18 protein-coding genes are annotated in these 22,385 nt (G+C 72.5%); 9 read left to right on the top strand and 9 right to left on the bottom strand.

Annotated elements, in window-relative coordinates:
* Positions 1 to 10: 10 nt before the first annotated feature.
* Complete coding sequence (locus AB0J66_RS44885) at positions 11 to 1,300, top strand: MFS transporter (protein WP_364674196.1); 1,290 nt, start codon at positions 11 to 13, stop codon at positions 1,298 to 1,300.
* A 110-nt stretch (positions 1,301 to 1,410) separates the two neighbouring features.
* On the opposite strand, the gene AB0J66_RS44880 is transcribed toward AB0J66_RS44885, so the two are convergent.
* Complete coding sequence (locus AB0J66_RS44880; protein WP_364674194.1) at positions 1,411 to 3,105, bottom strand: EAL domain-containing protein; 1,695 nt, start codon at positions 3,103 to 3,105, stop codon at positions 1,411 to 1,413.
* Positions 3,106 to 3,318: 213 nt separating this feature from the next.
* On the opposite strand from AB0J66_RS44880, the gene AB0J66_RS44875 reads away from it, so the two are divergent.
* Both AB0J66_RS44875 and AB0J66_RS44870 read left to right on the top strand, forming a co-directional pair.
* Positions 3,319 to 3,744 (top strand): YbaB/EbfC family nucleoid-associated protein, encoded by a 426-nt coding sequence (locus AB0J66_RS44875; protein WP_364674191.1) that lies wholly within the window; start codon positions 3,319 to 3,321, stop codon positions 3,742 to 3,744.
* Positions 3,734 to 4,123: a hypothetical protein gene (locus AB0J66_RS44870; RefSeq protein WP_364674189.1), complete on the top strand. Its 390-nt coding sequence runs from the start codon at positions 3,734 to 3,736 to the stop codon at positions 4,121 to 4,123. The genes AB0J66_RS44875 and AB0J66_RS44870 overlap by 11 nt, the downstream gene beginning before the upstream one ends.
* Positions 4,124 to 4,142: 19 nt before the next feature.
* Here AB0J66_RS44870 and AB0J66_RS44865 read toward each other — a convergent pair whose 3' ends face one another.
* Positions 4,143 to 4,427 carry a DUF427 domain-containing protein gene (locus AB0J66_RS44865; RefSeq protein WP_364674187.1) on the bottom strand — a complete coding sequence of 95 codons (285 nt, stop codon included), beginning with the start codon at positions 4,425 to 4,427 and terminating at the stop codon, positions 4,143 to 4,145.
* Between the two features lie 134 nt (positions 4,428 to 4,561).
* Here AB0J66_RS44865 and AB0J66_RS44860 point away from each other — a divergent pair, with 134 nt between their 5' ends.
* The 3 genes from AB0J66_RS44860 to AB0J66_RS44850 all read left to right on the top strand — a co-directional run bounded on the left by AB0J66_RS44860 (position 4,562) and on the right by AB0J66_RS44850 (position 7,519).
* Positions 4,562 to 5,590, top strand: coding sequence for a hypothetical protein (locus AB0J66_RS44860; protein ID WP_364674184.1), 1,029 nt, complete (start codon positions 4,562 to 4,564; stop codon positions 5,588 to 5,590).
* Positions 5,587 to 7,032 (top strand): hypothetical protein, encoded by a 1,446-nt coding sequence (locus AB0J66_RS44855; protein WP_364674181.1) that lies wholly within the window; start codon positions 5,587 to 5,589, stop codon positions 7,030 to 7,032. Before AB0J66_RS44860 ends, AB0J66_RS44855 begins: the two co-directional genes overlap by 4 nt.
* A gap of 88 nt (positions 7,033 to 7,120) precedes the next feature.
* Positions 7,121 to 7,519: a DUF6232 family protein gene (locus AB0J66_RS44850; RefSeq protein ID WP_364674178.1), complete on the top strand. Its 399-nt coding sequence runs from the start codon at positions 7,121 to 7,123 to the stop codon at positions 7,517 to 7,519.
* Here the strand turns inward: AB0J66_RS44850 and AB0J66_RS44845 are convergent.
* From AB0J66_RS44845 to AB0J66_RS44820, 6 genes are all read right to left on the bottom strand, one after another.
* Entirely contained in the window at positions 7,505 to 7,828 is a 324-nt protein-coding gene (locus AB0J66_RS44845) for a nucleotide pyrophosphohydrolase (protein ID WP_364674175.1), read from the bottom strand. The two genes, AB0J66_RS44850 and AB0J66_RS44845, sit on opposite strands and share 15 nt — an antisense overlap.
* A 161-nt stretch (positions 7,829 to 7,989) precedes the next feature.
* On the bottom strand, positions 7,990 to 9,774 hold the full coding sequence (locus tag AB0J66_RS44840) for a SpoIIE family protein phosphatase (RefSeq protein ID WP_364674173.1): 1,785 nt from the start codon (positions 9,772 to 9,774) through the stop codon (positions 7,990 to 7,992).
* 404 nt (positions 9,775 to 10,178) lie between these two features.
* Positions 10,179 to 10,853, bottom strand: a complete 675-nt coding sequence (locus tag AB0J66_RS44835) for an activator of HSP90 ATPase (RefSeq protein ID WP_364674171.1) — start codon at positions 10,851 to 10,853, stop codon at positions 10,179 to 10,181.
* Between the two features lie 110 nt (positions 10,854 to 10,963).
* Positions 10,964 to 11,833 (bottom strand): bifunctional DNA primase/polymerase, encoded by an 870-nt coding sequence (locus AB0J66_RS44830; RefSeq protein WP_364674168.1) that lies wholly within the window; start codon positions 11,831 to 11,833, stop codon positions 10,964 to 10,966.
* A gap of 199 nt (positions 11,834 to 12,032) precedes the next feature.
* Positions 12,033 to 13,022, bottom strand: a complete 990-nt coding sequence (locus AB0J66_RS44825; RefSeq protein ID WP_364674165.1) for a beta family protein — start codon at positions 13,020 to 13,022, stop codon at positions 12,033 to 12,035.
* Positions 13,023 to 14,333, bottom strand: a complete 1,311-nt coding sequence (locus AB0J66_RS44820; protein ID WP_364674163.1) for an AAA family ATPase — start codon at positions 14,331 to 14,333, stop codon at positions 13,023 to 13,025. It lies immediately after the preceding gene.
* 590 nt (positions 14,334 to 14,923) lie between these two features.
* Here AB0J66_RS44820 and AB0J66_RS44815 point away from each other — a divergent pair.
* Both AB0J66_RS44815 and AB0J66_RS44810 read left to right on the top strand, forming a co-directional pair.
* Complete coding sequence (locus tag AB0J66_RS44815) at positions 14,924 to 15,592, top strand: hypothetical protein (protein ID WP_364674161.1); 669 nt, start codon at positions 14,924 to 14,926, stop codon at positions 15,590 to 15,592.
* A 50-nt stretch (positions 15,593 to 15,642) separates the two neighbouring features.
* The gene (locus tag AB0J66_RS44810) at positions 15,643 to 16,383 is read left to right on the top strand and encodes an SDR family oxidoreductase (protein ID WP_364674159.1); all 741 of its coding nucleotides are present in this window, start codon (positions 15,643 to 15,645) and stop codon (positions 16,381 to 16,383) included.
* Here the strand turns inward: AB0J66_RS44810 and AB0J66_RS44805 are convergent.
* The gene (locus AB0J66_RS44805) at positions 16,380 to 17,360 is read right to left on the bottom strand and encodes a hypothetical protein (RefSeq protein ID WP_364674156.1); all 981 of its coding nucleotides are present in this window, start codon (positions 17,358 to 17,360) and stop codon (positions 16,380 to 16,382) included. The two genes, AB0J66_RS44810 and AB0J66_RS44805, sit on opposite strands and share 4 nt — an antisense overlap.
* Before the next feature lie 102 nt (positions 17,361 to 17,462).
* Between AB0J66_RS44805 and AB0J66_RS44800 the strand changes: the two genes are divergently transcribed.
* Positions 17,463 to 22,364, top strand: coding sequence for an arginase family protein (locus AB0J66_RS44800; RefSeq protein ID WP_364674153.1), 4,902 nt, complete (start codon positions 17,463 to 17,465; stop codon positions 22,362 to 22,364).
* Positions 22,365 to 22,385: the final 21 nt, after the last annotated feature.

Genomic DNA, 22,385 nt, shown 5'->3' with positions numbered 1-22,385 from the left:
GAATGTGTACGTGTCCAAGTACCGCATTCATCCGGCCTGGTTCGTCGCCGTCGTCGCCTTCGTGGCCCTGGTCGGCGCGGCCGGCTTCCGGGCCACGCCCTCCGTCATGCTCCGCCCGCTGCACGACGAGTTCGGCTGGTCGCTCGGCACGATCTCGGCCGCGGTCTCGGTCAACCTGCTGCTCTACGGGCTCACGGCGCCGTTCGCGGCCGCTCTCATGGAGCGCTTCGGCATCCGGCGCGTGATCATGGCGGCTCTCGTGCTGGTCGCCACGGGGTCCGGGCTGACGGTCTTCATGCGTACGTCCTGGCAATTGATCCTGCTCTGGGGTGTGCTCGTCGGCCTGGGCACCGGCGCCATGGCGCTCGGCTTCGTGGCCACCATCACCGGCCGCTGGTTCGTCAAGCACCGGGGCCTGGTCACCGGCATCCTCACCGCCGGCGGGGCGGCCGGCAACCTGGTCTTCCTGCCGGTGCTGGCCACCCTGACCGAGAACCACGGCTGGCGGACCGCCGCGCTGACCGTGACCGGCGCCGCGCTGCTGGTGGTGCCGCTGGTCTGGTGGCGGCTGCGCGACCATCCGGCCGCCCTCGGCATCGGGCCGCTGGGCGGCTCGTACGAACAGCCCAAGCCGATCGCGCCTCAGGGCGCGGCCCGGATCGCCCTCCGGGCGCTGCGGGACGCGGCCAAGACCCGGCCGTTCTGGCTGCTCGCGGGCGGTTTCGCGATCTGCGGGGCGACCACCAACGGGCTCGTCGGCACCCACTTCATCCCGGCCGCGCACGACCACGGGATGGCCGAGACCACCGCCGCGAGCCTGCTGGCGCTGGTCGGCCTGTTCGACATCGTCGGCACGATCGCGTCCGGCTGGCTGACCGACCGGGTCGACAGCCGGATCCTGCTCGGTGGGTACTACTTCCTGCGGGGGATGTCGCTGCTGGTGCTGCCGTCGCTGTTCGCGGCGACTGCACACCCGAGCATGGTGCTGTTCATCCTCTTCTACGGCCTCGACTGGGTGGCCACCGTGCCGCCCACGGTGACGCTGTGCCGGGAGTACTTCGGCGATCGGGGCGCGGTGGTCTTCGGCTGGGTCTTCGCCTCGCACCAGTTCGGCGCGGCGGCCGCCGCCACCGCCGCCGGTCTGGTCCGTGACCAGCTCGGGGCCTACACCTGGGCCTGGTACGGGGCCGGGGCGCTGGCCGTGCTGGCCAGCCTGCTCAGCCTCATGCTGTTCGCCGGGAAGCGGCTCAAGCCGATCGCCCCGGGGATCGGCCTGGCCGCGGCGCCGGTCAAAGCCTGAGCTTGGTCAAGGCCTGAGCTTTGGTCAAGGCCTGAGCTTGGTCAAGGCCTGAGCTTTGGTCAAGGCCTGAGCTTGGTCAAGGCCTGAGCTTGGTCAAGGCCTGAGCTTGGTCACGGCCGGGCCGCGGCCGACTGCTTGGACAGCAGGCCGGTCAGCTCGCCGGCCGGCATCGGGCGGGCGAAGTGGTAGCCCTGCGCGTGCACGCAGTCCAGCTCGCGCAGGCGGTCGGCCTGCTCCCGGTCCTCGACGCCCTCGGCCACCGGGGACAGGTTGAAGGTGCGGGCGATCTGCAGCACCGCCTCGGCCACCGAAGCGCCGGTCGAAGTGTCGTGCATCGCCTGCACGAACGACTTGTCGATCTTCACCACGTCCACCGGCAGGGCGCCCAGGTGGCTCAGCGAGGAGAAGCCGGTGCCGAAGTCGTCCAGCGCGATCCGCACGCCCAGCGTCTTGAGCGAGGCCAGCACGCGGGCCGACTCCTTGAGGTCGGTCAGCGCCACCGTCTCGGTCAGCTCCAGCACGAGCAGCCCGGACGGGATGCCGGTGTCCTCGATGACCGCCCGGATCTCGTCGGTCAGCTCCGGGTTGGCCAGCTGCGAGGCCGACAGGTTGACGTTCAGCTCGAAGCCGGGGTTCTCGCGCTGCCACTCGACCGCGCGCAGGCAGGCCTCGCGCAGGATCCACAGGCCCAGCTTGGGCATCATGCCGATCGTCTCGGCCAGCTCGAGGAAGGCGGCCGGCGGCAGCAGGCCGCGGTTCGGGTGCTGCCAGCGGATGAGCGCCTCGACGCCGACCGTGTGCTCGCCGTCCAGGTCGACGATGGGCTGGTAGAAGACCTCGAACTGGCCCTCCAGGAACGCCCGGCGCAGGTCGGCCTCGTCCCGGCGGCGCTGCTCCATCTCGGCGAACCGGGCCGGGTCGAAGCGGCGTACGACGCCCTTGCCATCCTCCTTCGCCTGATAGAGGGCCTCGTCGGCCTCGCGCAGCAGGGTGTCGACGTCGTGCTCGCCGCCCTTGGTGATGGCGATGCCGGCGCTGGCCCGGATGGTCAGCACCACCTCGCCGATGGCCAGCGGCTGCTCCAGGTCGCGCAGGATGCGCCCGGCCACCGTGTCGGCGATGCCGTCGTCGATCAGCCGGGGGAGCAGCACCACGAACTCGTCGCCGCCGAGGCGGGACACGGTGTCGTTGGCGCGCACGTTCGCGTTCAGCCGTTCGGCCGTCACCTTGAGCAGCTCGTCGCCGGCCGCGTGGCCGTACGTGTCGTTGACGCCCTTGAAACCGTCGAGGTCGAAGAGCACGACCGCCGTCGTCGTCTGGTCGTCGTCGGCCAGCGCGTCCTGGGCGTGGTCCATGAACATGGCCCGGTTGCCGAGCTGGGTCAGCGGATCGCGGAAGGCCTGCCGGGCCAGGATGGCGCGCTGCCGGGTGAGGTCGCGCATCAGGCCCTCGTTCGTGTGCGAACCGAGGAACTGCCGGATCAGGATGATCCCGGCCACGAGGATGATCAACCAGGTCAGCTCGTGGTCGGCCCCGCCGAGCGCGCCGTGCTGCACCCCGGCCGTGACGACGGCGGCCGCGACCGGCGCGTACTGCACCAGCGGCCAGGCGTCGGCCAACCGCGCGATGGCGGCGCCGACCAGGACCACTCCCACGATCGGGAGGATCCAGCCGGCCACGCTCGCGTCGTCCTCGGTCAGCCGTTCGAAGACGAACGGCCAGGCGAGCGCCAGGAGCGAAGCGAAGATCAGGGCGTCGTCGACACCGCGGCGCACCCTGTCCATAGCCTTGCTGGAACGAACCATGGCTGTTCCATCGGCGGGCCGCCGGAGGAGTTGAGCAGAGTCACGTAACCCTTCGGTGCGACCAATGGCGGTCGATATGTTGCGTGCACGTTACGGTGGTCGTCAGGTCGAGTGACCGCAGGACAGGCGGGGTAGGGGTGTGCGGCGCGACGTTGCGTCACCGTGATCTCATAGAACGCCAACAGCACGAATGTCGGCAACGGAGGACAAACTGTGCCGAGTGGAAATCTCGCGGAGCGGCTCGCCACGCTCAGCGCGACCGCGACGGACGACGACGGTGTCGTCACGGTGACGGTCGCCGGTCCCGGCGTCCTGACCGGTCTGCGGCTCGACGACCGGGTGCGGCAGCTCAGTGGCGCGGCGCTCTCGACGGAGATCCTGCGGACCATGCGCCAGGCGCAGGCCGCGCTCGCGGAACGGGTGACCGCCACGGTCGAGGAGACGGTTGGCGTGGAGACCGAGGACGGTAAGGCACTGTTGGACAGCTACACGCAGGACTTCTCGACCGAAGAGCAAGAGCCGCCGGCGCCGGTGATGCCCGCGGCGCCGCCCTTCCCCACGTTCGCGAACAAGCCGTCACTGCCGCACCAGGCGCCCGGCAACGGGTTCGAGAGCGGGCGTGACAGCCGTGCCCGCTGACAAGCCCCGGCTCCCGCAGCGCGGCCCGGCGCCGGCCGTCGACCGGATGACCAACGCCGAGCTGGCCCGGATGGTCGAGTCCGAACATCCGTACCGCGGCAAGGCGCTGTTCGAGCTCTGCGACCGGATCGCGCTCGACGACGACGCGGCGACCAAGGTCGCGATGCTCAGCCGGCTCACCTCGCTGCGGCGGGCCCGGCTCTTCGACCGGGTCTCGCTGGCCTGGTCGGGGATCATCGCGCTGCTCGCGGGCGAGACCGAGCACTCGCGGGACGAGGCCTACCAGGCCTTCGGCGCGCTCGACCCGGCCGAGCAGCGGGACATGCTGGATTATCTCGAGGTGGCCACGATCGAGGAGGCCCACCCGCGCATAGCGTGAGCGGGCCCCCGGTGAAAGATCAGGCCTCGACCCGGACGTCCTTCCAGAAGGCGACGCGGTCGCGCACGGCCTTGGCGTCGGGCTTGGGCTCCGGGTAGAAGAAGACCGCGTCGGGGGTGGTGTGCCCGTTGGCGCTCAGCGTGTAATAGGACGCCTTGCCCTTCCAAGGGCAGACGGTGTGGGTGTCGGAGGGCGTCAGCACGTCCTCGCGCAGCGAGGTGCGCGGGAAGTAGTGATGTCCCTCGACAACCACGGTGTCGTCGCTCTCGGCGATAACTTCGTCGTTCCAGATGGCCTTAGGCATAGTCCGAACGTAGCGCGGACCAGGCCGGTCGTCCGATACGCAGATGTTTATCGCTACTGGGAGTGAAAGTGGGCGATCTGTCGGCAGATCGCCCACGTGGTGTACGAAGATCTGCCCCTGGCGAGAGGACACTAGTGAGCCGGGTTGACGAGCTGCGTGGCTCCGGGCCGCGGAAGAGGCACAACGCCCGTACGATCGCCGCCCTGACCGGCAACCCCGGGTGCACCCGGCGGGCCGTGCTCGACGCGGCCGGGGTCGACAAGCCCCGGCTGGCCGAGACGATCGGCTTCCCCGGCCGCTTCGGGCAGTCGCGGTTCGCGCTGGCCCGGGGCAACGCGTTCGAGGCGATGCTCAAGGCCGACGACTGCGCGCTGCTGCGGGAGGTCCTCTCCCTCGGCGCGGGCGCTTACGAGGATCTCGGCGAGGACAGCGACGACACGCTGACCGCGCGGCACACCCGGACGAGGGACGTGCTGGCGACCGGCGAGGCCGGGCTGCTCGACCATCCGCTGCTCACTCTTTCGGTGGCCGGGCAGACCGTCTTCCTGGAGCCCGACCTGATCGCGGCCCAGCGCGGCGACGTCCTGCAGGTCGTCGAGATCAAGTCCTTCGCGATCGTGGACGGGCAGGCCGACAGCGCGGCCGTCTCCTCGGCCGCCGTCCAGGCCGCGGTCTACGTGCTCGCGCTGCGCCGGCTGCTCGGCGACGACCGGGTCAGCCACGAGGTGGTCCTGGTCTGCCCCGAGAACTTCTCGCTCCAGCCGGTGGCTGTCGTGCTGGACGTACGCAAGCAGCTGTCGACGCTCAAGCGGCAGCTCTCCCGGCTGTCGTCGGTGTCGTCGCTGATCGACGCGCTGCCCGCGGGAGTGACCTTCGACGTGGCCCAGCCCGTGCCGGCCCTGCTCCAGTCGCTGGCCGCGGTGGACGCCCGGTACGCGCCGGAATGCTTGTCGACCTGCGAGCTGTCGGTCTACTGCCGGCACGAGGCGACCGGGTCGACGGCCGCGCTGGGCCGGCCGGTGCGCGACGCCCTCGGCGGGGTGGCCACGGTCGACGAGGCCCTCGGGCTGGCCGCCGGGACGGTCGTGCCCGCTGTCGAGCAGACCGAGGCGGCGGCCCTGCTGGCCGCGGCGGCACGACTGCGGAACGAAGCCCTTTCGTGAGCACACTTGTCGCGCTGGCCCGGGCGCAGGCCTACGCGGCCGGCAAGGCGCAACCCATCGCCACCGTGCGCCACCTGCATGTGCACGACGATCCGCTGGTGCTGATCCCGCTCGCGATGGCGGGTGAGGCCAACGCCCCGCTGGCGGCGATGATCGGCACCTCGGCGGCCGCGCCGCGCCTGCTGTTCGTGGCGCAGCCGCGCAACCGGGACGAGCGGTTCGCGTTCACGGCCGCCCTGGCCGAGCAGCTCCTGCCGTACCTCGAGTCCTTCGCCACCGAGACCGAGGCGGTGGCGGTCGATCGGGGCCGCGACGTGCGGTACCGCTACGTCGACGCGCCCCAGGTCTGGGTGCCCAACCCCGGGGGCGTGGACTTTCTGCGCCTGCTCGGGCGGTCGACCCGCTTCCGCCGTACGGACGGCGAGCACCCGGTGCCGCCGGCGGTCCCGCTGCTCGGGCAGTGGCTGACCTTCCTCGCCGCCTCGGCCGAGATGCCCGGGTCGGCGCTGCTGGCCAACGCGGTGCAGGCGCTCGGCATGCACTGGGCGACCGGGCAGAGCGCGGCCGAGGACGCCCAGCTCGGCTCGCTGTACGCCTGGATCACGGCGGGCGCGGCGGCGGCCCGCGAAGCCGAGAACGGGCCGGTGGCCGGGCCCGCGACCGACCCCGAGTTCGACAACAAGATCCTGGCTCCGCTGATCGCCGACTCCTCGCCGGATCTGCCGGGGGTGCTCGAGGAACTGCTGCGGCCGACGTGGGAGCGGATGTGGGGCTCGCTGCGACTGTTGCAGGCGCTGCCGGCCGGCAGCCGGGTCGCCTCCCGGTGGGACAGCGACCGGGACACCTACTCGGCGTTCGTCGAGCACCTGGCCGAGGACGGCGCCCCGCAGCCGCGCCGCGACGGGGCGGTGTCGGCCGCGGCCCGGCTGCAGCGGCTGGAGAACGCGGCGGCCCGGTACGCGGTGCAGAAGGCGTTCGACGATCCGCTCGTCATGGCCGAGTACCGGCTCAACGGGGCCGCCTTCGGCGGGGTGGTCACGCTGGCCAAGGCCGACCGGATCGACGACAGCGGCAAGCGGCCGGTCCTGCGCCCGCGCATCATGGTGGCCACCACGGAGCCGGTACGCGTCGAAGCGGGGGCCACTCTCACGTCGCCGGCCCGGCCGTCGCAGAAGGCGAAAGTCATCTCGGTGACGCCGACCGCCGACGGGTGCGAGGTGCTGCTCGAGCTCTCCGGCGGGATGGGGCGCAAGCTCGTGGCCGAGCCCGGCAGCGTCCCCGCGGTCGGCGAACGGTTGTTGCTGACCACCTTGAGCGAGGCCTACCGGCCGGGGGCGGCTTTCCCCGACCCGGCCGACACCCCATGGACACATGGCGGGCCGCCGGCCGCCGCGCTGCCATCGGAGGTCGTGCCGCCGGAGGCAGCCGTAACATCCGCGTAACACGCACCCGTCAGGCGGTGTCGATCATGGAGTGGCGTCGATAAGGTGACGCCGTGTGGTCCACAACGGTGTCGGGCTCGGTGGATTTATGACGGTCTACTATCGCGGACCGGCGGGCACGGTGACGGAAAGTCACTTCGTGACGCACTCTCCGGATGGCTCGGCGTACGACCTGAACGACCTTCGTAACATCATGCGGGTGCGCCGCCGCGGCCCCTGGTTCGTGGCGATGCTGGCGGCCGCGGTCGCGGTGGTGCTGGCCGGGATCGCGCTGGCGCTCGCCCTCGGCAACATCTGGGGATTGCCGGTGGCGTTCGCGGTCCTCGTCGCGAGCGTGTTCGTGCTGCGGATGGCCAACCCGGTCTACACGCTCCGAGCCGATTTTCACGACCGGCCGGTCGAGCTCTACTCGACAACCGACAAGGGCGACTTCGAACGCGTCTGCCGCAATCTGGAAAGAGCCCTGGAAGACCTACGCCCGGAGTGACTCCAGGTGCTCCTCGATGCCGTCGGTCATCCGGCCGAACTCGGTGACCAGGTCGATGTCGTAGTGCTTGGCCAGCACCAGCACGGACCACAAGCAGTCGGCCAGCTCGTGGCCCAGCTTGTCGCGGACGTCGCCCCGGTCCAGCCGGCCCTCGGCGGCCAGCACCAGCTTGGACAGGTCGCCCACGTCACCGACGAAGCCGGCCATGAACTGCTCGGGGCCCCACGGCGGCCGCCCGGACGCGCGGTGGTTCTCGTCGTAGAGGTCGGCGACGGCCAGGGCCCGCTCCTGCAACTTGTGAAGGTCCATGAAGGCCACCGTATGTGCTTTTGTCACGCTTCGGTGGGCCGGGGGCTTTCGTTGGGACGTTGCAGGACAACCCGGCAGCCGCGGCAGGGAGGGTGACCACGACGGCGCCGGGCCTTCGAAGCGGGTGCGGGCCGAGGATCCGTACCTCCGGGTCTTGGGTCTTAGCGAAGTCGGGCCAGTAGGAGCGCGATGTCGTCGTCGCGGCGCGAGGCGGTCTTGATGAGGTTGGTGCAGAGCTCGTCGGCGGGGGCCGTGGGGGCGCCCTGCAGGACCGCGCGGAGGCGGGCGATGCCCTCGTCGATGAGATGAGCGGGATCCTCGACCAGGCCGTCGGTGTAAAGCAGCAGCGTGGAGCCGGCCGGGACGCGGCGGCGATGGGTGGTCCGCTGGTCGCGGGGGAGCAGGCCCAGTAGAGGCTCGGGCGTCTCCCACCAGATCTCCACCTCGCCGTCGGGCCGCAGCAGGATCGGCGGGGGGTGGCCGGCGTTGGCGAACGACACCACGTAGTCGCCGCCGTCGCGGCGCAGGCGGGCCAGGACGGCGGTCGCGGCGGCCGGGACGTGCAGGCCGTGCAGCGCGCGGTCCAGTTGGGCCAGTAAAGGACCAGGAGCATCTTCCCGGCCGTACGCGTCGCCGCGCACCAGATTGCGGACCTGCCCCATGGTCGCGGCGGCCTCGATGTCGTGGCCCGAGACGTCACCGACCGCCAGCATCAGACTGCCGTCGGGCTGAGAGAAAGCGTCATACCAGTCGCCGCCGACCGCGGCCCCGGCCTGAGCCGGGAGATAACGGCCATGTAGCTCTACACCCTCCACATGGGGCAGATCGGTCAGCATGCTCTGCTGGAGAACCTCGGCCATGTGCCGCTGACGACCGTAGAGACGGCTGTTGTCGACGGCCATGCCGGCCCGGCGGCCCACCTCGGCCGCGGTCTGCTCCTCGGGCGCGGTGAAGGCGACCCGGCCGTTGCCCAGCAGGACCAGGCCGAGGACTCGGTTGGTGACCGGCGCGGTGATCGGCACGACCAGCACGAACGCGGCACCCAGCGCGGCGGCGGCCTCGGCCAGCTCCGGGACGTGCCGGCTCAGCAGCCCGGCCCCGGTGTCGTGGCGCCGGCCCTTCACGTGCGCCGAACGGAGCAGCGACCTCAGGTCGGTCCGGCGGGCCAGGCCGGTCAGACGGGCGGCCTGCTCGGCGCGGGGCGGATCGTGGTGGGCCGCGGAAACGTGCCGGACGGCGCCGGCCGGGTCGGTGAGCGTGATGAAACACCAGTCGGCCAGGCGCCCGGCGACCAGATGGCCGAGCTCCGTCAGCGCGGCGTCGATGTCCATCGTCGCGGCCAGCGCCGCGGTCAGCTCGCCGAGCAGAATGAGCTGGTCGTGGGCCGACTCGGCGTGCCGGCGGGCCTCGTCGGCGATCTCCCGCTCGATCCGCAGGCGCAGCTCCGACGAGCAGACCTCGCCCAGCTCGGTCAGCAGGGCGACCTCGCTGGCCGTCCACTGGCGCGGCTCCCGGTCCATCACGGCGAGCGTGCCCAGCACCAGCCCGCCCGAATCGGTGAGCGGCACCCCCGCGTAGGCGATCGCCCCCAGGTCGCGAATGGACAGATTGCCCCGCATGCGGTCATCGCGCCGAACATCCGGCACGATGATCGGCTCCCCGGCCTCGACCACATGCCGGCTGAACGAATGCCCGAGCCCCATCTCCCGCCGCGCGGCGAACGGCTCCGGCAGCCCGACCTGCCCCGGCAGCCGCTGCCGATCCCCGGTCAGCACCGTCACCAGCGCCACCGGCGCGTCGATCAGCCGCTCGACGATGGCCGCGATCCGATCGAACGCCGGATCGGCCCCCGAGCCCAGCCCCAGCCGCGAAACCGCCCGCAGCCGCGCGGGATCACCGATCACACCGTTCGGCGCGCCCGCGGCCAATTCTTCGCGCAGCACCATCGCTCCCGAACCAGGACCGCCTTGCTAGCAGGTCGGACCTGTCAGGCTACCGGCCCCAGGCCCGCCCAACGACCTCCGAGCCCGTCGTCACACATCCCGCACCATCCGCCATCCCGGCTTTACCAACCCGCCCACCCGAACCGACTCCGCGCGGGAACCCGCAGCGCCGCCGGGTTGGCCTGTGTCTCGCCGGCGCCGCCGCTCGGCCGGGCCTGCCCGCTCGCCCGAGCTGCCGCCCGCCTGCCCGGCCCTCCGCCCGCCTGCCCGGTCGACCCGCCTGCCCGGTCGACCCGCCTGCCCGGTCGATCCGCCTGCGCGGCGCACCTACCGGCCCGGCGCACCCACTCGGTTCGGGTGAGCTGGCCGGGCTGGCTCGGCGGGCCGGTATGGCCGGCGGGAAGGGGTCAGCCGGTCGGGGCGGGGTTCTCGGCGGTGGTCAGGTTGGCGTCGGCGGCCAGGGGAGCCCAGCGTTTGGCCCAGGTTTCGCGGACGGTCTCGAAGGCGGGGTCGTCCAGGCCGAACGTGGAGACGGTGACTTCGAGGCGGGACGCGTCGGGGCTGTCCAGCGGCAGATGGCCGGCGACCACGACGAGATGACCGTCGGGGTCGACGGTGGACGCCACCCGCGGGCCGAAGCGCTCCCAGTCGCCGGGAGCCAGGGTCAGCGCCTGACGGCCGGTGGTCTCGCCGGTCAGGTAGACCGTGCGCCGCCGGCCCGTGGGGCGCTCGCGCAGCAGGAACGAAAGCTGGGTCAGGAAAGCACGCCACCCCTCCTCGATCGCGTCGTACACCTCCGGCCCGCCCGGACCGGAACCCTCCCGGGCCACCCGCACGCGCGCCCGATCGTCATCGCCGTCGACCTCCAAAGAGGACCCGTCGGCCCATCCCATCCGCTCCGGCGCCCAGAGCGTCGCCTCGTCGACGAAGATCTGGCGGATCTCCGCGGCCAGCCCGTCGTAGTCCCACCCGAACCACTGATGGAGCACCTCCGGCTGAGTGATGGCCTCCCATACCTGGTCGCGCCCCACCGGCACGGCGATCTCCACGTCATAGGGCTTGAGCGGGCGCCGGTCGGTCATGCCGGGCCCCCGGCTGCAGTCACGTCGGTCATCACCCCATCTTTCGCGTTATGCCGCGATCACGCCACGCTGCACCGGGTCGGCGGTGAACGGGCTGCGCCGGGCGGCGGTCACGCCACGTGGCGGGCCGGGTCGGAGGTGAGTGGGGTGCGCCGGCCGGCGGTCATGCCCGAGCGGATCGTGCCGCGGATCTCGGCTCGGCCCAGGCCGGCGAAGCGGGCGGCCGCCTCGAGCTCGCGTGTCGCCTCGGCCGTGCCGAGCAGGCCGGCGCCGACGAGCCGGCCCAGCGCGAAGGCCGCGCGGTTGAGAGTGTCGTTGCGGGTGCCGACCGGGGCGCGCGCCACCCGGTCGGTCTCGGCTCTCAGGGCAGCCTGCGCGTATCGGTCGGGATGGGCTATCGGGCGCGGCGGGCCGGCGCGGCGATCGGAGCTCCCCGCGCCGGGGACCGGGCCGTCGATGAGCTCGCGCAGGGCTGGTGGGCCGGCCGGCAGGGTGTCGCCGGGGCGGCGGACCCAGCGGTAGTCGCCGCCGCTCGCGTGGCGGGAGGGTGGGGCCACCACATAGCCGCCGGAGCCACGCCAGTCGAGGCCGGGGAGCAGGCGCACCCGGTTGCCGAAGCCGGTCGGGCGGAACCAGAAATGCCAGCCGCCGCTGCCCGTGCGGACCACCGGGCCGTCGGGCCAGGAGCCGCCGAGCACATGACACAAGCCGTGCCAGCCCTCCTCGGAGTCGACGTCGGCCACATCCATCACGACTCCGGTGCGCAAGCCGACGTTGGCCGCCGGCCAGTGATGCCACCAGAGATCGATCTGGTGCGGGTCGGTGGTGGCGTCGGTCAGGCCGTGCCGCAGGTGGGGGTGCTTGCCGGGGCGCTCGCATCGGACTCCTCTGTCGCAGGAACAGCCGTCGGGACCAGCCGTATGCACCGGCAGGACGGGAATCCCGTGCCGGGCGTAGGCCAACGCGGCTGTCAGCAACATTAGAACAAGCGTACGACAATATTTCGGCCCGGCGAGGCCGGATGGGCGGCGGGGCGCAGGGCAGCGCGGCTGGCAGGACAACCCGGTAGCGGCGGCAGGGAGGGTGACCACGCCGGAGCCGGGCGGAGGAGCGGGTGCCGATCGTGCATCCGTACTTCCACCAGGCGTAAGCCAGGACGGCCTGGAGGGAGCCGCGGGTCTAGTGGACGAGGGTCTGCAGGACGTGGGCGATGTGGTGGGACGTGCTCCAGGAGATCCAGCTGGCGGGGCTGCCGGCGCCGCGGGCGGTGCGGGCGCGGCGGGCCAGTTCGGCGTCGCCCCAGGAGAAGCGGGCGCCGGTGACCGGCCAGTGGGGGGAGGTGACCACGGTGCGGCAGAGGTCGTGGCAGCGGTCGTCGCTGCGGGTGCCGCGGCGGGACCAGCGGTAGATCCACCAGTGGTTCTCGTCGGTGTAGCGCAGGGTGGGCAGTTGGCGGTGTCGTTGGACGCCGTGACGGCGGACCGGGGAGGTGACGCCGTAGTCGGCGTAGCCCACGCCGGGCTCGGCGAGGCGCAGGCGCTGCCAGACCCGGGCGTCGAGCCGGCCCACGGTGACCGGCTGGTCGGTGGGCAGGTCGTCGAGGTTGGGCGGCATGGCGCCGGCGGCCACGCTGACCGAGCGCCACGGCGTCGCGCGGGACCAGCGCAGCACCCGGCGGCACTGCTCCTCGACCCGGTCGGCGTGGGCGGCGCAGGCGGTCTCGGCGAGGTCGATCAGCAGGTCGACGTCCTCGGCCTGGAGGCCGGCGCCGCGCAGCATCCAGGTGGTGACCTCGTCGGCCTGGGCCGGGTTGGCCGCGTCGACGTGCGGCTGGAGGCGGAGCACGGCCCGGCCCAGGTGCAGGCGGGCGGCCCGGCCGTGGGCGGCCAGCCGGTGGCGGCTCTCGTGGGCGCGCAGCACCGGCAACATGGCCACGCCCAGTTCGGCCAGCCGTTCGGCGAGGTCAGAAGTCGGGCCGTCGACGGCGATGGCCCCGGTGCGTGGTGGCAGCTCGCGGAGCAGCGGCAGGAGGGCGGGGCTGTCGTCGAGCTCGAGGATCGGCAGAACCCGGGTGGCGTCGCCCGGGGCCAGGTGGGCGAGCGCGGCCAGTTCGCCGCGGCGTGGGCGCAGGATGGGCCGGTACACGGCCGCCGGGGTGAGGACCGCCATTCACTTAAAGTAAGACATTTCTCGATGGAGATGGGCGAGAATCGCCTGATTCGCTTCCCATCCATCGGGAAATTTCACGGGCACGTTGAGGTGCACCGGCTCGGTCGAGGGGTGCGCGTCGAGCAGCTCGTCGATGCCGGCCCGGGCCACCACTACGCAGGCGTGCCGATGGCGTGACGTGAGCACGCACAGCCGGCCCGACTCCAGGTGGAACGCGGTCGCGTCCTGCCGGCCGGAGAGCGGGTGCAGCACGATGGTCAGGTCGTACTCGCGGCCCTGGAGGCGGTTGGCCGTGTCGACGGTGACGCCGGTGGCCGCGGGCGGCAGCAGCGAGCGGATGACCGCGACCTGGTCGCGGTGGGCGGCGCCGATGGCGATCCGGTCGGCGGTCAGCGGGCCGGTGCCCGACTCGGAGGAGGCCACGGCGTGCCGCTCCAGGGCCCGTACGGCCAGCGCGGCGCAGGCCGAGGCGGCCTCGGCGTCGGTACGGACCGTGAAGCGGGCCGGCAGCTCGTGCAGGCCCCAGCCGGTCTCGGCGGCCACGTCGAGCACCTCGTCCAGCGGCGCGCTCGCGGCCCGGGTGAAGCTCAGCGCGCGGTCGCCCGGCCCGGTGCCCGAGCGGAAGCCGGTGAACGGGTAGAAGGCCTCGGCGATGATCGGGGCGGCCGTCGACGGCAGGCGCCAGGAGACCGGAAGCCGGTGCACGGGGAGGCCGGGGTTGTGGTCGAGCAGCACGGCGACGGCGCTCTTCATCGGATCCCAGGACAGCCCGGTCCAGCGCTCGGTCTCCACGGTGGAGAACGGGTCGAGCTGTCCCGGATCGCCCACAAACAAGGCCCTGACGAAGCGGGGGGCCACCCGCAGCAACGCGTCGGAGCGCATTTGGTAGGCCTCGTCGACGATGGCCCACGGCCAGGAGCCCTCGGTCACGGTGGCCCACTTGGCGGCGGTGCCGATGGTCACGGCGGGGGAGTTGAGCTCGGCCACCTTGGCCCCGACCCGGCACTGCGGGTGGTCGCGGACCCGTTCGCTCGGCTCGTAGTCGACGGCGGAGAGCCGGCCCACCGTGACCTCGGGCGAGCGGGCCCCGAGCCGTTCGATGAGGTCGTCGACCTGCTCGTTGGTCTGCGCCACGATCATCAGCGGCTCGCCCGTCGCGGCCAGCTCGCCGGCCGCGCGCACCACGAGCGTCGACTTGCCGGCGCCCGGGGGCGAGTCCACCACGACGCCGCGGTGGTCGCCCTCGCGCAGGTCACGCAGGACGGCGTCGATGACACGGGCGGCCTCGGCGGCCGGGCTGAGCAAAGTCACCCGGGCACCGTATCGCGGCCGCGGCATACCACTATGTGGACAGTGCAGGGCCGGATCCGCGATCGGTCTTAGGTTTTGGGCTCGGCGGCGAAGGTGGCACTGACGGAAATCTGACAGCGCGGCAGTCGCCGATGGTCTAGTAATCGGCCGGCCGTCGAGAGTTGCGCCGGACTTGATCATGAGGGCCGGCGGCCGGATGATATTGGGAGCGTTCACAAATTTCGGCGCGGTGATCGGCGCCCCTTACGGCGGCTCAGTAGTAGTGCAGGTGACGGCATTGTTGATCGTCACTGTGAGTGGATGTTTGCCTGCTGGTCATGGCTTTGAAATATCCGGGTGATTGACTGTCCGCACGGGTCGAATTGCGAAGCCGGCATGCAACTTGCATGAGCGGTTCGCCGTGCAAGTTGCATGTTTCGCAGTGTTCCGACCTGCTGCTCCGTCGTCGTGGCACCCTTTTGATCGTCGCTCCCGATTTCATTCACGGGCGTTTCTGGGATCTAGCAAAGCGGACTCTTCCAGTCGATCACCGGAAGTGGAACTCTTCTAGCCAGCAGTAACGCCAGCGACACGGACGGTGGTGGTAACGAATGCGCCCAGACGTTCTGGTCGGTCCGAGCGAGTGGGTGGTCGAACAGTTCGGCGACAAGGTTGCCGGCGAGCTGTGGACCCGGGTGCCCGAGGCGTTGAGCACCGCGATCGATCGCGAGGTTCACGCACACCCCGCCATGACGCAGACTACGGAACGAGTGCTCGCCAACCCGCGGTGGCCGCTCCCCTACGAGGAATTGGTGCTCTTCCTGGGCACGCTGCCCGGTGCCGAGATCATCAGCGTGCCGAAGTCGGTCTATCAGCTCGTCGTGCTCAACGGTCACGTCGTCGTGCCGTGGTGCTACGGCCAGTCGGCCCGCGACTCGATGCGCGACGCGGCGGTCGGGCGCTCCTTCGGCCGGCTCGCCCGTGAGCTTCTGCGCCGGTTCGGCCCGCCCTGGCGGCGCTCGCAGGCCGAGGCCCCGCTCCCGCTCGACGCGGTCGACGAGCGTGAGGTGGCCAAGATCTGCGCGGCCATCGCGACGATCGAGCCCAAGCCCGAGGTGATCATCGCGGGCTTCGCGGGCGCGCCCAACCTGGGCCTGTTGCGGGCCTGCCTGGGCGAGGTCAAGTCGACCGACAACGGCTCGCTCAACTGGAGCCACCTCGACGATCTGCCCCTGCCGCCCCCGGTCATCCCCCGCCCACGTCGCATGCAGTTCCCCTGACGCGAACGCCCCGGTCACCACCGGGGCGTTCTTTCTGGCAGCGTGGGGCCATGAGCTATGTGGTCACCGGTGGCGGCCGCGGCATCGGCCGCGCGATCGTCGAGCGCCTGCGGGCGACGGGCGCGACCGTGGCGGTCGTCGAGTTCGAGGCCGACACGCTGAGCTGGGCCGCCGCCGACGAGCAGGTCGTGCCGATCATCGGCGACGCCCGGGACGAGAAGGTGGCCCAGGAGGCGGCCGAGGCGGCCGGACCGTTGCGGGGCTGGGTGAACAACGCCGCGATCTTCGCCGACGCCTGGCTCCACGAGACACCGGCGGCCGAGATGAGCGCCCGGATCGCCCGCAACCTCGATCCGGTCCTGACGGGGTGCGCGGCGGCGATCCGCGGCTTCCGCAACGGTGGCGCCATCGTCAACATCTCGTCCCACCAGGCCCAGCGCCCGGTTCGGGGCGCCCTCGCTTACGCGACGGCCAAGGCCGCCGTCGAAGGACTGACGCGTGCGCTCGCGGTCGACTACGGGCCTTCGGGGGTACGTGTGAACGCGCTGGCCCTGGGCTCGATAGCCACCGAGCGCTCGGCGTCCTACCTGGCCGCCCGGTCGCCGGAGGAGCGCGACGCCTTCGACCACGAGATCCGGCTGCTCCAGCCGCTCGGCCGGATGGGCCGGGCCGAGGAGGTGGCCGAGGCCGCGGCCTTCCTCCTCTCCGATCAGGCCGCCTTCATCAACGGCGCCGTCATCCCGGTCGACGGCGGCCGGTCCGCGGTGGGACGCGACCCCGAAGAGGCTTAACGGGCCAGGTCGGCGGTCGAGAACGGCTCTACGCGGGCCCGCATGTCGGCGTAGGTGGTGAGCAGGAACGGCGTCACGAGGACGCCGGTGGCGATGGAGAAGACGACGGACAGCAGCCCGGCGCTGACCCCGGTCGGGTCGATGAAGACCAGGATGCTGCCGAGATTCGCGGCGACGCCGACCACGGTCTGCAGGGCGGCCAGGGTGGCGACCCGGGCCACCGAGGAGCCGAGGTCGCCGTGGAACAGGGCGAAGGCGCGCTTGAGGACGCCCCCGCGTTCCACCAGGACGATCACCGGCAGGATCGTCATCACCGCGCCGACATAGAAGGCGGGCAGGATGCAGCAGATGACGCCGACCAGGAAGAGCAGACCGGCCGGGATGCCCCAGCCGATGTAGGCCGGCGAGCGGCGCAGGCCGGCCCGGAACGCGGCGGCGGCCGAGACCGGGCGGCCGGTCGCTCGCTGAACCGCGGTCTCCAGCGTGGCGAGCTGGGTGATCAGCGTGAGCAGGACCGCGATCAGCCCGATGGGGAGGATGACCGGCACGGCGACGGCGGGCTCGTCGAGCCGGTCGGCGAGGTCGGTCGTGAGGAGCAGCACCGCGGTCACGATGCCGAAGACCACCAGCGGGGCGCTGCCGATCAGCTGGACCACCGCCATCGGGCGCCAGGCGGCCCGGAGCAGGGCGATGCTGCGCTGCCACCAGCCGCTGTAGTCGGCGCTGACCAGCGGGTCGTAGGGGCCGGCGTGAGCGGCGGCGCGGGCGCCGGGGGTCCAGGGTGGCGGGAGATAGCCGGGCGGCGGCGGGTAGCCGGGCGGCGGCTGCGAGCCCGCCGGGATCGGGGGCCGGACATTCCCCGCCGAACGGTAAGCGGATGGCCCGTCTTGAGGCGTCCTCTGAGTAGAGGGGTCAGAAGACGGAGGTAGATCATCATGAGGTTCGGGTCGGTTGTCGCCCGGGGGAATGTCGGTCACGCTGCCACGCTCCGCTCCAAGATCGGCGGCGGTCACCCTAGCGGTTCCGGCGCGCGGGCGTGGCCCGGCCGCGACGGGACGCGGCGTCCTAGACTTCGGAAGATGTCCGAGCAGCTCGAGTCGCCCACGACGATCCGGGACAGGGCCGTCGCGGTCGCCGACTATCTGCTCGCCGTCCGGGCCCAGATGGATCGGCCGGCGCGGGTCCTGCCCGCCGACGCGTACCGCCTGGACGCCCTGCCCGATCACCCCGACTGCCAGGCCGGGCCGGCCGCCGACGGCACCTCGTGGCTGCGGGTGGGGCTGCCCGCCCTGCCGCCTCCCGTGACGGTGCCCGCGGCCCTGCGCCGGCGCCTGCGGGGCGACGTGACGGCGGATGAGGAGCCGTCGTCCGAGGAGGCCGGGGACGATTTCGAGATCTGGCGCGACCAGGTCTGGCGCCCGTGGGCGCACGCGACGGCCGAGGCCGAGAAGACCCGCGCGCTGCACCGGCAGCTGTTCGACCTCATGCACCAGATCGACATGACCGCCGCCACCACCGAGCTCGTCTGGGGCCACGGCCTGCTCGAGACCGTCGTGAACGGCGAACGGGTCCGCTATCCGCTGGTCGCCACGCCCGTGCTGATCGAGTACGAGCCGGACCGATCGCTGATCACCGTCTCGCCCGCCGGCCCGCCCCGGCTGCAGACCGACGCCCTGGCCGGGCTCGACGAGCGCTACCTGAGTCAGCTCCTGGGCCTGGCCGGCCCGGCCGGCACGCTCGAGGTCGACCTCTGGAACGACCTGGAGCGGCGCGAGCTGTTCGAGCGGGCGCTGGGCCGGCTCGGCTACGACCGGCTGATCACCGCCGAGCAGACCTCGCAACCGCACGTCAACGACCTCGGCGTGCTCTTCGCGCGGCCCAAGCAGCGGCTGCTGCGGGGCTTCCTAGAAAATCTGCGCAACCGGCTGCTGGCCGGCGACACCGCCAGCGTCGGCGCGCTGGCCGCGATCGTCGCCCACGAGCCCAGCAAGCTGCGGATGCCCGACGACCGGCCGGAAAGCTGGCAGCGGGTCGGCGAGCGCCTGCTCATGCCGCTGCCGACCAACGAGGCGCAGGAGTCGATCGCCCGCCGCCTGGCCCAGCACCGCAACGTCGCCGTGCAGGGCCCGCCCGGCACCGGCAAGACCCACACCATCCGCAACCTGATCTGCCATCTCATGGCCAACGGCAAGCGGGTGCTCGTCGTCGCCCAGAAGGAGGACCCGCTGCGCGTCCTCCGGGACGGTCTGCCCGCGGAGATCCAGGCGCTCTGCCTGGCCGTGCTCGGCCGCACCACCGACCAGCTCGTCCAGCTCCAGCTGGCCGCCCGCGAGCTGGCCGACCGGGCCGCCACGCTGGACCGCGAGGCCGAGGCCCGCCGGGTCGAGCGGCTGACCGGGCTGCTCGAGGAGGCCGAGCGTGAACTGGCGGCGGCCCTGGGCGGCCTGCGCGCGATCGCCGAGAACGAGGCCGTCACCTACCCGGTCGACGGCGCTCCGCTGACTCCGGTCGAGGTCGGCGCCTGGTTGCGGGAGCGGGCGGCCACCCGCAGCGGCATTCCCGATCCCATCGACACGCCGCCGCCCCTCGACGGCGCCGAGTTCCAGACCCTGCTGGCGACCGCCGCGCGCCTCTCACCGGCCGACCGGGACGCCGCCCTCCGGCCGCTTCCGGCGACCGGTGATCTTCCGGCGGCGGCCGAGGCGGCCTCGGCGCGAGCTTCGCGCGACTCCCTCGCCGAGCGCGTGTCCGGCCTGGCCTCGGCCGGTCTCGACCTCCAGGCCGTACGGGGTGAGGACCTCACGGCCGTACGGACCGGCCTGCACGACGCGCTGACCTGGCTGCGCCGCCGCGAGGGGGCCTGGACCGACCGGCTCGGCCGGCTGCTCAACGACCCGCACTGGCGGACGGTCTGGGCCGATCACGTCGGCGCCACCGAGGCGCTGCTGGCCGAGCTGGCCGCCCTGACCCGGACGCTGGCCGGCCAGGCGGTGACCGTGCCCGCGTCCTGGGCGGCGGAGCCGAAGAAGCTGCTCGCCCAGCTCGACGAGATCCGCCAGCGGTTCGCGAGCGGCCGCGGGCTGAGCCGGTTGCTCCAGGCCGGGCTGTTCCGGCTGGCCGACGAGGTGCGAGTGGACGGTGAGCCGCTGCGCACCGTCGAGGACGTCGACGTCGCCGCCGCATGGGTGCGCCGGGCCCGGGCCCGGCAGCGGCTCGGCGCCCACTGGTCGGAGTGGATCACCCGGCTGGCCGTCCCGGCCCCGGCCGGCGACCCGGAGATCTGGGCCGGCTCGCTGCTGGCCGAGGCCGGGCAGTCCCTCGACTGGGACGTGCGCCACTGGCCGGTGCTGGCCGAGCGGCTGGCCCGGCTCGTTCCGCAGCACGACCTCGAGCTCGACTCGGCCCGGCTGGCCGAGGTCGCGGAGTTGCTCGACGCGGCCGGCGCGGTGGCCGAGCTCGACGCGCTCGACCGGCGGCGCAACGAGATCGCCGGGCGGGTGGCGGCCTGGCCGCGCCTGGCCGCGGCGTGGGCCGCCCTGGACGGCTGGGACGAGGAGCTGGCCGAGGTCCGCCGGCTCGAGGGGCTGCGACCGGAGGTCCAGCGGTACGCGGCGTTGCGGGACCGGCTGGCCCCGGTGACTCCCGAGTGGATGGCGTCCATCGAGGCCGGCCGGGTGCCGGCGGTCTCCGGGAAGGCCTGCCTGGACGCGTGGCAGTGGCGGCGCGCGCAGACCTGGTTCGACGAGGTGATCGGCAGCGTCGACCCGGCCGTGCTGGCCAAACGGGTCGAGAACGCCCGCGAGAAGATCCGGCGGCGGACGGCGGAGCTGGTCGTGGCGTCGGCCTGGCTCGAGGTGTCACGCGGCCTGGACGACCGGCGGCGGGCCGCGCTGGCCGACTGGACCACGGCCCTCCGCAAGATCGGCAAGGGCACCGGCCGGACGGCGGCCGCGTGGCAGGCGCACGCCCAGCGGGCCATGGAGCAGGCGGTCGACGCCGTCCCGGTCTGGGTCATGTCGGTCGACCGGGCGATCGAGCAGTTCGCCGGCGGGGCCCGGTTCGACGTGGTGATCGTCGACGAGGCCTCGCAGGCCGACCTGTTCGCGCTGCCGGTGCTGTCGCTGGCCGAGCGGGCCGTGGTGGTCGGCGACGACCAGCAGATCGGTCCCCAGCTCGGCTTTGTCGGGGCGGTCAGCGGGCTGATCCACAGTCACCTGGACGACGTGCCGTCGGCCGAGCACTTCGACCCGGAGTCGTCGCTCTACGACCACGCGGTGCGGCGGTCACCCGAGCGGATCCTGCTCACCGAGCACTTCCGGTGCGTGCCCCAGATCATCGAGTTCTCGTCGCGTCACTACTACGACGGCAAGATCATGCCGCTGCGGGCGGACCGGCCGTCGCTGGCCCCGATCCGCACGGTCTTCCTGCCCGACGGGGTACGCCAGCCGGTCGCCGGCTTCGGCGACGTGAACACGGCCGAGGCGCACGCGCTGGTCGACCAGGTGGCGGCGATAGTCCGCGACCCGGCCTACGCGGGCCGGACCCTCGGGGTGATCTCGCTGCTCAGCACCAGCGGGCAGGCCTCCTATCTGCTGAGTCTGCTGCGGGACACGATCGGGGAGGACGAGATCCAGGCCCGGCGGCTGCGGGTCGGCGACGCGTACACCTTCCAGGGCGACGAGCGTGACGTCGTGCTCGTGACCATGGTGGTCTCCGACAACGACCCGCGGATCGCGGCCTTCACCAAGCGGGAGTACCACCGCCGGATCAACGTGGCCGCGTCCCGGGCGCGCGACCAGCTCTGGATCTTCCACTCGGTGCGGCCGGGCTCGCTGCTGGCCGACGACGCGCGGGGGCTGCTGCTGACGTACGCCCTGAATCTGACCCCGGCCGAGGAGGCGGCCGACCTGGCCGGGCGCTGCGAGAGCGACTTCGAACGCGAGGTGCTCAAGCGCCTGCTGGCCCGCGGGTACCGGCCGATCCCGCAGTTCCGCATCGGCGCCTACCGCATCGACTTCGTGCTGAACGCGCCGGACGGGCGCCGGCTGGCCATCGAGTGCGACGGCGACGCCTATCACGGGCCGGAGCAGTGGGAGAGCGACATGCGCCGGCAGGCCGTGCTGGAGCGGGTCGGCAACTGCGTCTTCGTGCGGATCCGGGGCAGCATCTTCGCCCGCGAGCCGGAGGCGGCGATGAGCCCGGTCTGGCAGCGGGTCGACGAGCTCGGCATCGTGCCGCCCCCGCGCCGCACGGTCCTCGAGGTGGGGCAGTGGCAGGGTTCGGGCTCGGCGACGGCGGCCCGGCTGGCCGAGGGGGCGGCGGCGCTGGCCCGGATGATCCCGGGCGATCGGCGCGTCCGGGTGCCGGTGACCGAGTCGCTCGCGGACAACCTGGCCGCGGTCCGGGCCGCGATCACCGACCCGCCGACGGTCACCGCCGGCGGCGACTGCGGGGTCGAGCTGGCGCCGATCGAGGCGGCGCTGGAGCGGTACGGCGACGGGCTCGTGGTGGTGTGGTTCGACGCGCACGGCGACCTCAACACGCCGGAGTCGTCGCCGTCGGGCGCGTTCCACGGGATGGTGCTGCGGGCCCTGCTCGGCGAAGGGCCGGCCGAGCTCAAGCCGCGGCGGACCCTGAAGCCGAGCCAGGTGGTCCTGGCCGGCGTGCGGGCGCTGGATCCGGCCGAGGTCGAGTACATTGCCGACAATTCCGTAATGTCGGCGGAGCTCGACGATCTGCCGTCCGCCGTGGCCGGGGCGCGGGCCCTGTACCTCCACATCGACCTCGACGTGCTCGATCCGTCCACCTTCTCGTCGGTCGGCAGCCCGGCGCCCGGTGGCGTCACGCCGCGGCAGCTCGGGTCGGCGGTCCGGGGCTTGATCGAGCGCTTCCCCCTGGCCGGCCTGGGCATCACCGAGTACGAGCCGAACGACCCGGCCGACCAGGAGGTCCTCGCCGACCTGATCCGCACCATCCTCTGACCCCGCCCGCCGCCCGCCGAG

Origin of the sequence: Actinoplanes sp. NPDC049598 (genome assembly GCF_040675435.1) — a bacterium.
Taxonomy (GTDB): Bacteria; Actinomycetota; Actinomycetes; order Mycobacteriales; family Micromonosporaceae; genus Actinoplanes.
This window is presented reverse-complemented; position numbering and strand designations above follow the sequence as displayed.